The 13,760-nt window shown below is 63.0% G+C and carries 15 protein-coding genes, 1 tRNA gene and 1 pseudogene; 10 read left to right on the plus strand and 7 right to left on the minus strand.

Annotated features, from left to right (window positions below; all coding sequences use genetic code 11):
- Positions 1–11: 11 nt before the first annotated feature.
- Positions 12–365: a ribonuclease P protein component gene (rnpA, locus tag BLS48_RS04025; protein ID WP_091575737.1), complete on the minus strand. Its 354-nt coding sequence runs from the start codon at positions 363–365 to the stop codon at positions 12–14.
- 16 nt (positions 366–381) lie between these two features.
- Positions 382–516 (minus strand): 50S ribosomal protein L34, encoded by a 135-nt coding sequence (gene rpmH / locus BLS48_RS04030; RefSeq protein WP_008833937.1) that lies wholly within the window; start codon positions 514–516, stop codon positions 382–384.
- Between the two features lie 278 nt (positions 517–794).
- Here rpmH and BLS48_RS04040 point away from each other — a divergent pair, with 278 nt between their 5' ends.
- Both BLS48_RS04040 and BLS48_RS04045 read left to right on the plus strand, forming a co-directional pair.
- On the plus strand, positions 795–2,282 hold the full coding sequence (locus BLS48_RS04040; RefSeq protein WP_091575739.1) for a sensor histidine kinase: 1,488 nt from the start codon (positions 795–797) through the stop codon (positions 2,280–2,282).
- A gap of 232 nt (positions 2,283–2,514) precedes the next feature.
- A tRNA-Arg gene (locus BLS48_RS04045) sits at positions 2,515–2,591 on the plus strand.
- A gap of 34 nt (positions 2,592–2,625) precedes the next feature.
- Here the strand turns inward: BLS48_RS04045 and BLS48_RS04050 are convergent.
- Complete coding sequence (locus BLS48_RS04050) at positions 2,626–3,546, minus strand: AraC family transcriptional regulator (protein WP_091575740.1); 921 nt, start codon at positions 3,544–3,546, stop codon at positions 2,626–2,628.
- Between the two features lie 98 nt (positions 3,547–3,644).
- Between BLS48_RS04050 and BLS48_RS04055 the strand changes: the two genes are divergently transcribed.
- The gene (locus BLS48_RS04055) at positions 3,645–4,388 is read left to right on the plus strand and encodes an SDR family oxidoreductase (protein ID WP_091575741.1); all 744 of its coding nucleotides are present in this window, start codon (positions 3,645–3,647) and stop codon (positions 4,386–4,388) included.
- Between the two features lie 209 nt (positions 4,389–4,597).
- Here BLS48_RS04055 and BLS48_RS04060 read toward each other — a convergent pair whose 3' ends face one another.
- The gene (locus BLS48_RS04060; RefSeq protein ID WP_244529509.1) at positions 4,598–5,446 is read right to left on the minus strand and encodes a hypothetical protein; all 849 of its coding nucleotides are present in this window, start codon (positions 5,444–5,446) and stop codon (positions 4,598–4,600) included.
- Between the two features lie 172 nt (positions 5,447–5,618).
- Between BLS48_RS04060 and BLS48_RS04065 the strand changes: the two genes are divergently transcribed.
- The gene (locus BLS48_RS04065) at positions 5,619–6,377 is read left to right on the plus strand and encodes an SDR family NAD(P)-dependent oxidoreductase (RefSeq protein ID WP_091575742.1); all 759 of its coding nucleotides are present in this window, start codon (positions 5,619–5,621) and stop codon (positions 6,375–6,377) included.
- Positions 6,378–6,416: 39 nt separating this feature from the next.
- Here BLS48_RS04065 and BLS48_RS36100 read toward each other — a convergent pair whose 3' ends face one another.
- The 3 genes and pseudogenes from BLS48_RS36100 to BLS48_RS36105 all read right to left on the minus strand — a co-directional run bounded on the left by BLS48_RS36100 (position 6,417) and on the right by BLS48_RS36105 (position 7,337).
- Positions 6,417–6,851 carry a GntR family transcriptional regulator gene (locus tag BLS48_RS36100; RefSeq protein WP_342028500.1) on the minus strand — a complete coding sequence of 145 codons (435 nt, stop codon included), beginning with the start codon at positions 6,849–6,851 and terminating at the stop codon, positions 6,417–6,419.
- 88 nt (positions 6,852–6,939) lie between these two features.
- A pseudogene (locus BLS48_RS36745) lies at positions 6,940–6,987 on the minus strand (hypothetical protein); the annotation flags it as partial.
- The gene (locus BLS48_RS36105; protein WP_244529510.1) at positions 6,978–7,337 is read right to left on the minus strand and encodes a hypothetical protein; all 360 of its coding nucleotides are present in this window, start codon (positions 7,335–7,337) and stop codon (positions 6,978–6,980) included. The gene BLS48_RS36105 and the pseudogene BLS48_RS36745, both read right to left, overlap by 10 nt.
- Here BLS48_RS36105 and BLS48_RS04075 point away from each other — a divergent pair.
- From BLS48_RS04075 to BLS48_RS04100, 6 genes are all read left to right on the plus strand, one after another.
- Positions 7,336–8,007, plus strand: a complete 672-nt coding sequence (locus BLS48_RS04075) for a GntR family transcriptional regulator (protein WP_091575743.1) — start codon at positions 7,336–7,338, stop codon at positions 8,005–8,007. The two genes, BLS48_RS36105 and BLS48_RS04075, sit on opposite strands and share 2 nt — an antisense overlap.
- A gap of 90 nt (positions 8,008–8,097) precedes the next feature.
- Positions 8,098–8,949, plus strand: a complete 852-nt coding sequence (locus tag BLS48_RS04080) for a transporter substrate-binding domain-containing protein (RefSeq protein WP_091575744.1) — start codon at positions 8,098–8,100, stop codon at positions 8,947–8,949.
- A gap of 74 nt (positions 8,950–9,023) precedes the next feature.
- Entirely contained in the window at positions 9,024–9,737 is a 714-nt protein-coding gene (locus BLS48_RS04085) for an ABC transporter permease (protein ID WP_091575745.1), read from the plus strand.
- Positions 9,734–10,426 (plus strand): ABC transporter permease, encoded by a 693-nt coding sequence (locus BLS48_RS04090; protein ID WP_023777791.1) that lies wholly within the window; start codon positions 9,734–9,736, stop codon positions 10,424–10,426. The genes BLS48_RS04085 and BLS48_RS04090 overlap by 4 nt, the downstream gene beginning before the upstream one ends.
- 130 nt (positions 10,427–10,556) lie before the next feature.
- Positions 10,557–12,143, plus strand: coding sequence for a gamma-glutamyltransferase (gene ggt, locus BLS48_RS04095; protein ID WP_091575746.1), 1,587 nt, complete (start codon positions 10,557–10,559; stop codon positions 12,141–12,143).
- Between the two features lie 90 nt (positions 12,144–12,233).
- The gene (locus BLS48_RS04100) at positions 12,234–13,760 is read left to right on the plus strand and encodes an acyl--CoA ligase (protein ID WP_091575747.1); all 1,527 of its coding nucleotides are present in this window, start codon (positions 12,234–12,236) and stop codon (positions 13,758–13,760) included.

Consider the following 13,760-nt stretch of genomic DNA (forward strand, 5'->3'; position numbering starts at 1 on the left):
AAGCCCTTGGCCTATCGTGTTCCGCGTAGTCGGCGGGAGAGCTCGGCCTTCAACTGGCCGAACGGAATGGTAAGCACGTCTTCGCGCCCGACGATGACATAGTCATTGCCAGGCGCCATGTCACTTGCCGCATGCGTGCGGACGGCCTCTCGCAGCCGCCGCCGGACGCGGTTGCGGACAACCGCATTGCCGACCTTCTTGGTGACGGTATAGCCGACGCGCGGCGACAGGCCGTCACCGCGGTCGAGAACTTCAACGAGAAACAGCCGCCCGCGTCGCTTTTCACCACGACGGACAGCCAGGAATTCCGCGCGTTTCAGAAGCCGCTTGGGATTGGGTCCCACTGGCTTGCCGGTTGCGGGCAACGATCTCGTCTTCCGTTCAGGCGCTGAGCCGCTTGCGGCCACGATTGCGGCGAGCTGCGACGACGCCGCGACCACCCTTGGTGGCCATGCGGGCACGGAAGCCGTGCCGACGTTTGCGGACGAGTTTGGACGGTTGGTAGGTACGCTTCATTTGTTTTAATACCGCGGGGTGCGGCCCTTCTTGATTCTGTCACTCTGTAACAGGAGCTTTGCCGGGCCGGTTTTGGCGCGATCGAAACCGCGCCGGGACGAATGGCCCGAGCGTGAGCGGGCTTATAGAAAGAAGGGGTTTGGGAGTCAATCCGGCGTCGGCGGGCCTAATACGGCCGTGCCTCGGCGCCGTTTATGTTTCCGCCGAAGGATGAAATTGGCAAAAAAGCCGTAATCGCCTAATCTTGGCTGATCAAGTGATCGTGAAGACAGAGCCGGATGAACGAAATCACACAAGCGGAGGAAAGGATCGGCGCGTCGGCCAGCGACGTGCGCACGGTGCCACTGTCGCGCGGCCTGTCGACAAAGCTGCTGCTCTTGACCATCGTCTTCGTGCTTCTTGCCGAGGTGCTCATCTTCCTGCCCTGGATCGCCAGCTACCGGCTGAGCTGGCTCAAGGAGCGCCTGAGCACGGCCGCGGCGGTGTCGATCGTGCTGGTGCAAGGCGAGCCCACCTCGCTGTCGCGCGCGGCCCAGAACGACGTGCTGATGGCAATCGGCGCCAAGGCGATCGCGGTGCGCGATGGCGGCGTCTCGCGCCTTCTGGTGGTGGCCGAGATGCCGCCGCAGGTCGACGAGCACATCGATATCGCCAACATCGGCATGATCAAGGGCATGACCGGCGCACTCGACACACTGTTTTTTGGCGGCAACCGGATGCTGCGCGTCTTCGGGCCGGTCGGAGAAAGCGACAAGGAGTTCGAGCTGATCATGCCGGACTACTCCCTGCGCAACGCCATGCTCATCTACTCACGCAACGTCGCCTTCGTCTCGCTGCTGATCTCGCTGTTCACCGCAATGCTGGTCTATGCCGCCATCGACTTGATCATGATCGGGCCGATCCGGACGATGACACGGTCGATGCTGTCCTTCTCCGAAGCTCCTGACGATCCCGGACGCATCATCCACCCCGCCGCACGCGCCGACGAGATCGGCGTTGCCGAGCGCGAACTGTCGCAGATGCAGGAACGGCTGCAGAAGATGCTGGCCGAGCAGAAGCACCTTGCCGACCTCGGCCTCGCGGTCTCGAAGATCAACCATGACATGCGCAACATCCTGGCGTCGGCGCAGCTGATGTCGGACCGCCTGCGCCAGGTCAAGGACCCGACCGTGCAGGCCTTCGCGCCGAAGCTGCTGCGCGCGCTCGATCGCGCCGTGTCCTATTCCGAAGGCGTGCTGGCCTATGGCCGCACCCAGGAGCCGCCACCGGCGCGCCGCAGGCTGCGGCTGCATCAACTGGTCGAGGACGTCCATGGCCTGCTCGATACGGAAGGCGGCATCGAGTTCGTCAACGCCGTCGATCTGGCCTTCGAGGTGGACGCCGATTCCGACCAGCTGTTCAGGGTGCTGACCAACCTTTGCCGCAACGCCGTGCAGGCGATGGCGGCGGATACGGAGAGCGCCATCGTGCGCCGGCTGGCCGTGTCGGCCGTGCGCCTGGGCAGTGTCAGCCGCATCGTCGTCACCGACACCGGCCCCGGCCTGCCGCCAAAGGCGCGCGAGAACCTGTTCGCGGCCTTTCGCGGCTCGGCGCGCAGCGGCGGCACCGGCCTTGGCCTGGCGATCGCGCACGAGCTGATCCGGGCGCATGGCGGCACGGTGGAACTGGTCGAGAGCATTGGCGGGCGCACGACATTCGCGGTCACTATTCCCGATCAGCCGGTGCGGCTCGATCAGGCCCGCAATGGCCTGCGCCGGCCGGCATGACGATTCGAGCGCCGTCTTCGCCCCGATTGCTGCCCCCACGACCGATGCTCTGCCCGACTTCGAGCTGTTTCGAAGCGCCGGAACCCCAGCTGTCATCACGCGCTGACATGCCTGCGACAAAACTTTTGCCGGATCGGCTTGCTTTTCGGAAATTCAGTCGCTAGGGAACAGCTCACATTCGCGGTCGGTCCTCAGGATCGGATCGCGGGTCATGGAAAGCATGGCCTGTTGCGCGCCCGTAGCTCAGCTGGATAGAGCACCAGACTACGAATCTGGGGGTCAGGAGTTCGAATCTCTTCGGGCGCGCCATTTCCAATGTATTGATTTCGCATAGATTTTCTCTTCAGGAACCGACCGGGTGTTGGTTCGCGGAGCTGCGAGCATATCGGCCGGGTGGCTGTCCGACGTAGCGGCTGAAGGCGGTACTGAACGTGCTTGCCGACCCGTAGCCGACCCGTTCGGCGACTTCGGCAATGTCAATTTCTTGTTGCCGCAGAAGATTCTTTGCCAGCGCCATACGCCATGCCAGCAGATATTCCATGGGCGGCACGCCTACATTGCGTGCAAAGCGGTCAAAGAACGCGGAGCGGGAGAGCGCCGCCTTTTTCGCCAGATCGGCCATCGTCCAGGGACGCGCGGGATCGGAATGCATCTGCCTGATTGCCTCCGCCAGCCGGGCATCGCCCAGGCCGCGCAGCAATCCCGCAGGGGCATCGGCAGCTTGTGTCAGTCGTAATGCCTCCACGAGCAAGATCTCAACGAGCCGGGTGAGCACCAGCGTGCGCCCCGAACGATCCAACGCAGCCTCATCGATCAGAAGCTTTACCAGCGTCGATAGTCTTTCCTCACCGCTGACATGAATCTGCTCCGGGAGGAGTGACAGGAGAAGGCCGGAGTCCTCATTAGCGAAGATGAAATAGCCCCCCAGAATGCGAACAGCTGGTGGGCCGTCTTGCCTGCCATGGCGGACTTCGCCGGTCGCCGCTGCCGCGACATGGGGATCAATGAACTCGGGAGTGACGGACTCGAAGCCTGACATCGTGAAGCCCGGCGTCGTCGGCAGCAGAACGAAATCGCCCGCCTGGAGAGTTAACTCAGCCTGCCCATCGACGGCCAGACGGCAGGAACCCTCGATCACGATGGCGAAGCTGGGGTGGCCGAAATCGCCGTAACGAACGCCCCAGCGTCCGGCGCCGCTGATGCCCTTGGTGAATACGGCCTGGGGACGCAGCAGCCCTATGATGTCTGAGAGAGGATCGATCATATCTGGACTATAACGAACTGAATATGGACCTTCAATTGTAGATAGTCCTATCCGGTCGGGCTAGCGTGGATTCATCGGTACCAACAAGGAGATGAACCATGAAAACCATACTGATCACCGGCTGCTCCTCGGGCTATGGACTCGAGACGGCTCGCTATTTCCTTGCGAAGCAGTGGAACGTCATTGCGACCATGCGCACCCCGCGAGAAGAAATCCTGCCGCGCTCGGAAAAGCTGCGCATTCTGTCATTGGACGTAACGGACGAAGCCAGCATCGCTCAGGCCATGAAAGCCGCCGGGCCTATCGATGTGCTGGTCAACAACGCCGGTATCGGCGTCGTCGGCGCATTTGAAGCAACGCCCATGTCTCACATCCGCAAGCTCTTCGATACAAACACCTTCGGCGTCATGGCCATGACGCATGCGGTCATCCCGCAGATGCGCGAGCGCCGATCCGGCGTGATCGTCAACATTACGTCGAGCGCAACTCTGGCCCCCATGCCATTGGCGGCTGCCTACACCGCCAGCAAACAGGCCATCGAGGGCTTCACCGGCTCTCTCGCTCACGAGCTTGGACACTTCAACATCCAGGCCAAGCTTGTGGAACCCGGCTATGCACCGACCACGAGCTTCGCCCAGAACACCTCCGTGCGGATCGAAGACCTTATTCCGGAGGCTTATGCGGACTTCGCAGCGCCGATCTTTCAGGCATTCGCGCGGCCGGCCCTGACCACCAGGGAAATTGATGTCGCCGAGGCGGTATGGCGGGCGGTCAACGATGGCACCGGCAAGCTGCGTTTCCCGGCAGGGGCGGATGCTGTAGCGCTCTCCCACGCCGCGTAACCATTGCTCAGCGCCAGCCTCAATCCATCAGGAGGCTGGCGCGGCGACCTTGCAGCCGTCAAATTCCATAGGATTACAATATGTAGCAAGTCCCGGTTTCATCCTCTCCGGCGCGCCATTCAATTCCTGAAGGCATGCGGCAAGTCAGAGGCGGGGTTCCGTCGCCGGCGATGTTGGCGGGGCAAAACGATGCGCCCCCGCGGGCCAATCTAGAAGTGCCATATATCCCGCTGCTTCCACAGATCGATCGGGGCGCGCCAAAGCCGGTATCTGGCCGCCTGCTCGATTTGTTGGCTTACGCCGAGGTGGCCATTGCCCTCGAAGAAAGCCTCCAGTCGCCTGCGGGCAAAAAGCTTCCTTCCCCTGGTATTGTAATTGCGGATGGGTAGCCGGTGGCGGCTGATTGTCCGCCCGTGCCGGGAAAGCGCCACGCCAATGCAGAACTGTTCCGTGGTGTGCGCCTTCACGACACCAATCATCTGTTCGATGGCATGGTAAGCGTCGGTCAAAGCGGGAAGATTGGAGTTGTGGACGCCGAGGACGCCGCTGTTCCACATCGGTTCGGATCCCGTGAGCTTGTAGTCGCCCAGCAAAAACCCCTTGTCCGCGATCGCGCGATAGGGCGCCTTTGGCGTTCCTTCGGATTTTCTCATGATGGAATGCGACGGAGAAATTCGGCTGAAACAGCTCGAAATGTCGTCGACCGGGTACATGTCCGTATCCATGAAGAACAGGCGGACGCAGCGCGTCAGCAGATCAATAAGGCCCGCGGCCTTTATGCCGAAGAGATATCGGCCGCCAAAAGACATTTCGGTCTTTGCCTTGGCGGCAAGTTCAATTGCTTCGATTGGGTATCCATCAAAAATCGAAGGCTTGTCGGTCAGGACCTTGATATTTGCGTCCGGGCAATAATGCATCACCCTCAGCGCGCTGAACAGCGCGCCGCGCGCATACAGCTCGTCCTCGCCGAACGCTATGTAACCGAAACTGTCGCCCATTTCCGCTCCCGGCAGGAGCGCCGCACGCTCTACCTTGCTTGAATCCGCCGAGAAGTCCATGGGCCACAGCCTCGCGAGCCAGCCCGTGTAGTGCCTCATGGCCGGCCTGGTCTCGCCCCGGCAATTTCATCGGACTCTTGCGCGAACATTCTTGCTACATCCGATTGCGGGTACGCCGATAAACCAACATACCAATCCAATCGAAAATGAGGCCAGCCGCAAAGGAGCCCGCATGGCCGCGACTACCAGCAGACGCGCTTTGATCACCGGAGCCGGAGCCGCCGATGGCATCGGCTTTGCCATTGCCCGGCAGCTCGGCCGTGCGGGCCATGCCGTTTTCCTCAATGGCGCCAGTGCGCGAGTGCTCGATCGCGCCGCCGAGCTTCGCGGCGAAGGCATCGATGCCACCGCCGTCGTCGCCGATCTCACTATAGCCGCCGATGTCGCGCGGCTGCGGGCGGCCGTCGGGGCCGTCGATATCCTGGTCAACAATGCCGGCATGGGCTCGCTGGCATCGCCATCAGTCGACAAGGCGTTTCTCTCCATGACCGAGGCCGACTGGGATCAGGGAATCGACGTCAGCCTGAAGACGGCATTCCTCGTCACCCGTGCGTTCCTGCCGGCGATGGTCGAAGCGGGCTACGGGCGCATCGTCAATGTGGCGTCGATCACCGGGCCGCTGGTGTCCTTCGAAGGCACGGCCGCCTATTCCGCCGCCAAGGCCGGCATGGTCGGCCTGACGCGCACGCTGGCACTGGAAGTGGCGAGGAACGGCATCACCGCCAACGCCGTGGCTCCCGGCTGGATCGAAACGGGGGCGTCAAGCGAGATGGAGCGGCAAGCTGCCCTGCATACGCCGCCGGCGCGAGCCGGGCGGCCGGATGAAGTGGCCGCCGCGGTCGTGTTCCTGGCATCGGAAGGCGCCAGCTATGTCAACGGCGCCCTGCTGGTGGTCGACGGCGGCAACAGCCTTCAGGAGCGCAAGGGCTGAAGGCCTGCCGGGCGCTCCGTCAGGGTCGGCCGACCCTGCTCAGGACGCCTTGGCCAGGAATGACTGATAGTCCGACTTGGCCTGCAGCAGGCGCAGCACATTGTCGCGAGATCCTCGCACATGGGAGCGCGCCAGCGTACCGGCTTGGCTGGCGTCACCGGCACAGATCGCCTCGACAATCTCGGCATGCTCGTCGCGGGCGATCTTCCATTCGTCCAGCCACAGCAGCTCCGTCCAGGCATAGTGCTGGCACTTGTCGAGGATGCCGCACAGCATGCCATGCAGCATCACATTGCCGCTGATCTCGACGATGACGCGGTGCAGGTCGATGCCGACCTCAAGCTCCTGGAATTTTTCCCTTGTGGTGCGGTCCGGGATGGCGGCCAGCCGCTCGCATTCCGCCAGCATGGCGCGCAGTTCCGTCGCCGCGACCGCGGCCAGTTCGGTCGCATGGCCGTCGAGCAGTTCGCGGATCTAAGGCCTCGCGGAACATGTTGATGTCGAATTCGGTGACGACATAGCCCTGGCGCGGGCGGCCGGTGACCAGGCCGTCGCGGTCGAGGCGGTTGAAGGCTTCGCGCACCGGCGTGCGGCTGACATTCAGTCGCACCGCGATGTCGTTTCGGTGACGCGCGAGCCCGGCGGAATCTGGCCGGTCACGATCATCGTCTTGAGCGAGGAACAGACCGAGTCGCGCAGCGTATTTTTGGTTTGCTTGGCCCCAGATTGGTTTCCAGTTTCGCGCTTTAGCCTGTTGTCGTCCCATTTGTAGTCGTAGCCGGTCTGATTTGCCACGCCCAGGGCGACACCATCCCAAAGACTCTCCCGGCCCGAAATAGATCGTGCCGGTGGTGCACTGCACCGGTATCGGCTTCTGAACGTCGTCACCGGGGTATTGACGACGAAATAAAATGCGGATTTGATAATACGTGGATACAAAAATACTTTTAGGTGCCCCATGCCAGCAGCCTTTCCGGCAGAGCCACAGATGTCCGCCACTGCTGAGGAAGAGGCGTACAGGCACGTTCATAGAGCCCTTCGCCTCGGCCGCTACAAACCGGGCGACAGGCTTATTCCGGAGGAGATTGCCGCCGAGATCGGCATGAGTCGCATGCCGGTGCGGGAAGCCTTTCGGCGCCTGGCCTCCGACGGGCTGGTGGTTCTGCGGCCCAATCGTGGATGCGTGGTCGCAGGCCTGACGGTCGATGAGCTTTACGAGATTTTCGAAATTCGCTCGGTTCTGGAGGGACTGGCCGTAAGGCTGGCGATGCCCCGGATCGATGAGGAGGAGTTCGAGGAACTCGATCGCCTGCTCCAGCGCATGGAACGCGCGGGCCAGAGCGGCAGCAGCGACTGGGTGGTCCGCCACCAGGAATTCCATGGCCGTATCTGTGCGCTAAGCCGAAGGCCCAAGCTTATCCACCAGATATCGGCGCTGCATGTGGTGATAGAGCCCTACATGCGCATCTGGTTCGACGACTGTGACAAGCCGCATTCTGCGCGCGAGGAGCATGCCGCCGTGATCGCGGCCTTGCGTTCAGGCGACGAACTTCACGCGGAAAAGGTGATGCAGGATCATATTCTCAGCACAGCACCGATGCTGGCCGAGTTCGTGAGTTCGAGCCGGTGACGAACGCCGGCCGGACAAGAATGGCCTCGAACCGGCAATGCGGCCGGACGTAGGAACAGATCGATCAGCCTATCAAAAAAGGGGAACCACATGAAAGTTTGTCGTTTGGCCGCAGTTGCGGCCGCACTCAGCATGCTCGGCTTCATGCACACCGCATTGGCCGAGGACGCGCCCAAGGCCATAACCATCGCCACGGAGGGCGCCTACGCTCCGTGGAACTTCACCAACGCAGACGGCAAGCTCGACGGACTGGAGATCGAACTCGCCAACAATCTTTGCGAGCGGATGAAGGTCAAATGCACCATCATCGCTCAGGACTGGGACGGACTTATTCCTTCGCTGAAGGTCGGCAAGTTCGATGTGATCATGGCCAGCATGTTCATCACGCCAAAACGCCTCGAGACCATCGACTTCACCCAGCCTTATGCGATCGACCCGGGCGGGTTCGCAGCCGCCAAGGATAGCGATCTGGGGAAGCTCGGCCCTTCGACCGAGAAATTCAAACTGGACGATGAGGCTGCTTCCAAGGCCGCGGTCGACAAGTTAAAGCCCCTGCTGAAGGGCAAGGTGGTCGGTGTCCAGGCGGCCACGGCCATGCTCGAATTCCTCAAGAAATACTTCGGCGACACGGTGGAGATTCGCGAGTACAAGACGACCGAGCAGCACGATCTCGATCTGGCCGCGGGCCGCATCGATGCAATATTCGCTCAGAAGACAGCGCTCGCCGCGACGCTCGCAAAACCCGAATTCTCGGGCTTCACGGTTGCAGGTCCGGGCTTTGTCGGCGGCTTGTTCGGCGCCGGAACGGGTGCGGGACTCAGGAAGGAAGACGCCAAGCTCAAGGAAATGCTGAACGACGCGATCAGCGCCGCCATTGCCGACGGGACCATTAAACGCATCTCGGAAAAATGGGTGAAAACGGACGTGACGCCGGTCAAGTAGCCACGTGTGTATTCTGTCCGGCCGATTGGTATCAACCGATCGGCCGGGTGCCGCGCTGAACGATCAGGTTTCACATGACGGACACACTCCATATCCTTTCCGTGGGCAAGGGCGGCTGGGGCGGAGCCCTGCTGCTGGCAGCTGGAGTGACATTTGCGCTGTCAGTCCTCGGCTTCCTGCTCGGCGCTCTCTTCGGCGCGGTTGCAGCAGGAGGCCGGCTCTCCACGAGAGCTTTACCGTCATGGGTCGCCAAGGGCTATGGCACGGTGTTCAGGGGTGTGCCCGATCTGTTGACGATCTACCTGCTTTACTACGGCGGCAGCATAGCATTGACTGAGATCGGTAAATTCTTCGGCAGCGCAGGCTTCGTCGGGCTGCCGACATTTGCGACTGGCGTCCTGGCGATCGGCATCATTTCGGGCGCCTATCAAGCCGAGGTCTATCGCGGAGCATATCTCGCCGTCGATCTCGGCCAGTTTGAGGCTAGCAAGGCGCTCGGCCTGTCCCGGTTCCAATCGCTGCGTCTCGTCATCGTGCCTCAACTGATGCGGCACGCCCTGCCGGGCCTCGGAAATGTCTGGCAGCTTGTGCTCAAGGATTCGGCCTTGATCTCCGTGATCGGCTTGGTGGAATTGATGCGGCAATCTCAGATCGGCGCGGGATCGATGCGGGAGCCCTTCGTCTTCTATATAGCAGCCGCGACGCTGTATTTCCTCATCGCTGCCGTGACCGGATCGGTCTTCCGCTACGGCGAGGCACGGGCGTGGCGTGGCATGGTCCACGCATGATCGACTTCGCCTTCTTTGTAGAGATCATTCCCACCCTTCTCTCCGGCTTGCCGTTAACCTTGCAACTTGCGGGGTTGTCGATCGGAATAGGCTTTGCCTTGGCCCTGTTGCTCGCACTGGCGCAGCAGGGAAACCATCGGATGCTGGTCTGGCCCATACGCTCCTTCGTTGCCGTCTTTCGCGGCACGCCATTGCTCGTCCAGATATTCCTCATCTATTACGGCCTCGGCCAGTTCCGCCCCACACTTCAGGCAGTTGGGCTCTGGTGGCTGTTTCGCGAGCCCTATTGGTGCGCCATCATCGCGCTCAGTCTCAATACCGCGGCCTATGGCAGCGAAATCCTGCGGGGTGCGATACAGGGTGTGCCGCGCGGCCTTGTCGAGGCGGCCTCTGCCTTCGGCATGACACGGCTCCAGACCCTGCGCCTCGTCGTTCTGCCTTTGGCGCTGCGCCAAGCCATACCGAGCTACAGCAACGAGATCATCCTTATGGTAAAGGGTACGTCGCTTGCATCGATCGTCACCCTGATGGAAGTGACGGGCATCGCCCAGGGGCTTATTTCGCAGACCTATCGCGCCGTAGAGGTTTTCGTGGCCGCGGGCGCGATCTATCTCACCATCAATTTCACGATCATCTCGGCACTGAACGCGCTGGAAACCTGGCTAACGCCTTATCGGGTCCGAGCCTGATACGCGTCTGGCGTAACGAGGAGAATTGGCAAAATGCGCAGTGTCGAGAAGCCGAAGCGATCCGTTGCCGTGTCGTGTTACGCCATGGCGGCAACGTCGCATCCATCAGACCAAGGGATACAAAGACAGAATGCGTGATTTCCAGTTTCCCGGCCGCTCGCCGGTTCGTGCCACTGAAGCGGTTGCCGCGACATCGCACCCGCTTGCAACCCTTGCGGCGATCGAGATGCTGCGCGCCGGCGGCAATGCCATGGACGCCGCCGTCTGCGCCGCCGCCGTGCAGGCCGTGGTCGAACCACAGTCGACCGGCATCGGCGGCGACTGCTTTGTGCTCTATTGTCCGAAGGGGCAAGGCAACGTGCTGGCCTTCAACGGTTCGGGTCGCGCCCCTGCCAAGGCGACGGTCGACTGGTATCTGGAAAAAGGCTTCGACTGTATCCCTCTGCAGGGACCGCACGCGGTCACCGTGCCGGGCGCCGTCGACGCCTGGTGCCGCCTGCTGGAGGACCATGGCCGCAAGGGCCTTGCCGATGCGCTGGCGCCGGCCATCCATTACGCCGAGAACGGCTATGTCGTGCATGACCGCGTCGCCTTCGACTGGGCCGAACCGGAGACGGATCTTTCGGCCGACGAGCACGCCGCGCGCATCTTTCTGCCGGGCGGCAAGGCACCCAGGGCCGGCGATGTCCACCGCCAGCCGGAACTCGCCGCCACCTTGCGGATAATCGCCAAACAGGGGCGCGCCGGTTTTTACGAAGGCGCCGTCGCCGACGATATCGTCAGCCGGCTCAACGAACTGGGCGGACTTCATTCGCGCGAGGATTTCGCGGTGACCAGAGGCGACTACGTGGCGCCGGTCAGCGTCTCCTATGGCGGCCATGAGATTCATCAGATGCCGCCGAACAACCAGGGGCTGACGGCACTGTTGATGCTGAATGTGCTGTCGGGGCTCGAGCTTGGCGGGCTCGACCCCAATGGTGCCGAACGCCTGCATCTGGAGATCGAGGCCGGGCGTCTGGCCTATCGCGACCGCGATCGCTTCGTCGCGGACCAGGACCATGTCCCGGTGCCGGTGAAGCAGCTTCTGTCCGGCGCCTATGCCGACCGGCTGCGCGCCGAGATCGACCGCGACCGCGCCATGACGCATCTGCCGCGCGTGGACCTGCCTGGCAGCGACACGGTCTACATCTCCATCGTCGATCGCGACCGCAACGCGGTCTCCTTCATCAACTCGACCTACTATTCGTTCGGCAGCGGCGTGGTCAGCCCGAAGACCGGCGTCGTGCTGCAGAATCGCGGCTCGAGCTTCCGCCTCGACCCGGCGCACCCGAACGCAATCGCGCCCGGCAAGCGGCCGATGCACACGATCATGCCCGGCATGGCGACGAAGAATGGCCGCGCGGTGATGCCGTTCGGCGTGATGGGCGGCGGCTACCAGCCGTTCGGGCACGTCCATCTGCTGACCAACATGCTCGACTTCGGCATGGACCCGCAACAGGCGCTGGACGCGCCGAGAGTGTTCTACAATGATGATATCGTGGAGGCCGAACGCAGCGTTCCCGCCGAGGCGATCGAGGGCCTGCGCCAGCGCGGCCATCGCATAGCCGAGCCGCACCATCCGCTTGGCGGCGGGCAGGCGGTGCTGATCGACTGGGAGAAGGGGACCCTGACCGGCGCCTCCGATCCACGCAAGGATGGTTTGGCGCTTGGCTACTGAGGCGATCCGTTGTCCAATGGCGTATCCATGTCGAGGCAAGCCCGCCCACGGCGCTCCCGCCGGTAGTCGTTCGAAATCCAGTCGGTGATCATGACCAACATTGCAAATCCCAAAGAGCTTTCCCGCCGTCTCGTCGCCGGCGCCGACAATGCGCCGGCAATTTCGGCCCCTGACAGGCCGACGCTCACCCATGGCGGGTTGCGTAGCCTTGTCGCTGCCACGGCGGAACGACTGCATGCGCTCGGCATCGGTCGAGGCGACCGGGTGGCGATCGTGCTGCCGAACGGACCCGAGATGGCCACCGCCTTCGTCGCGGTGGCGGCGGCCGCTTCGACGGCGCCGCTCAATCCCGCCTACCGGGCGGACGAGCTCGATTTCTACCTGACCGACATCGGCGCCAAGGCGATCCTTGTCGCTGCCGACGAGGCCGGGCCAGCGGTGACGGTGGCCGAACGCCTCGGCATCGGTGTGCTCAGGCTTGTCGCCCTGCCTGACGAACCTGCCGGAAGTTTTGCGATCGAGGGTGCGGCGATCGGTGCTCCGGCAGCGGCCGAGATGGCTCAGGACGGCGACATCGCGCTGCTGCTGCACACATCGGGCACCACGTCGCGGCCCAAGCTGGTGCCGCTCAGCCATGCCAACATAGCAGCCTCGGCCGCCCATATCGGCGCGACGCTCGGCCTGACGGCCGGTGACCGCTGCCTCAACATCATGCCGCTGTTCCACATTCACGGCCTGATCGCGGCCGTGCTGTCCTCGCTGGCGTCGGGCGGCAGCATCTTCTGCACGCCTGGCTTCAACGCGCTACGCTTCTTCCAGTGGCTGAGCGAGGCACAACCAAGCTGGTACACGGCGGTGCCGACCATGCATCAGGCCATCCTGTCCCGGGCAGCCCGCAATCCAGAGGTGCTGGCGGCAGCGCGTCTGCGCTTCATCCGCTCGTCCTCGGCGTCGCTGCCGGCGCAGGTGATGGCCGAGCTCGAGGCGACTTTCGGCTGTCCTGTGATCGAATCCTACGGGATGACCGAGGCGGCGCACCAGATGGCCTCGAACCGACTGCCGCCCGGCCTGCGCAAGCCGGGCAGCGTTGGCGCGGCCGCCGGACCGGAGGTGGCGGTCATGGCGCCTGACGGCCGGCTGCTGGAAGCCGGCGAGACCGGCGAGATCGTCATTCGCGGACCCAATGTGACGGCGGGCTACGAGAAGAACCCGGATGCCAACGCCACGGCTTTCGCGCATGGCTGGTTCCACACCGGCGACCAGGGCGTGCTTGACGAAGACGGTTATCTGCGCGTCACCGGCCGGCTCAAGGAGATCATCAACCGCGGCGGCGAAAAGATCTCGCCGCTCGAGGTCGACGACGTGCTGATGGACCATCCGGCGGTGGCGCAGGTCGTCACCTTCGCCATGCCGCATGACAAGCTTGGCGAGGACGTGGCGGCGGCAGTCGTGCTGCGCGAAGGCATGACCGCCACCGAGGGCGACATCCGCAGCCATGCGGCGACGCGGCTCGCCGACTTCAAGGTGCCGCGCAAGATCCTGATCCTGGACGAGATCCCCAAGGGCGCGACGGGCAAGCTGCAGCGCATCGGGCTTGCCGCCAAACTCGGACTTTAA

This window comes from Mesorhizobium qingshengii, from assembly GCF_900103325.1.
GTDB lineage: Bacteria > Pseudomonadota > Alphaproteobacteria > Rhizobiales > Rhizobiaceae > Mesorhizobium > Mesorhizobium qingshengii.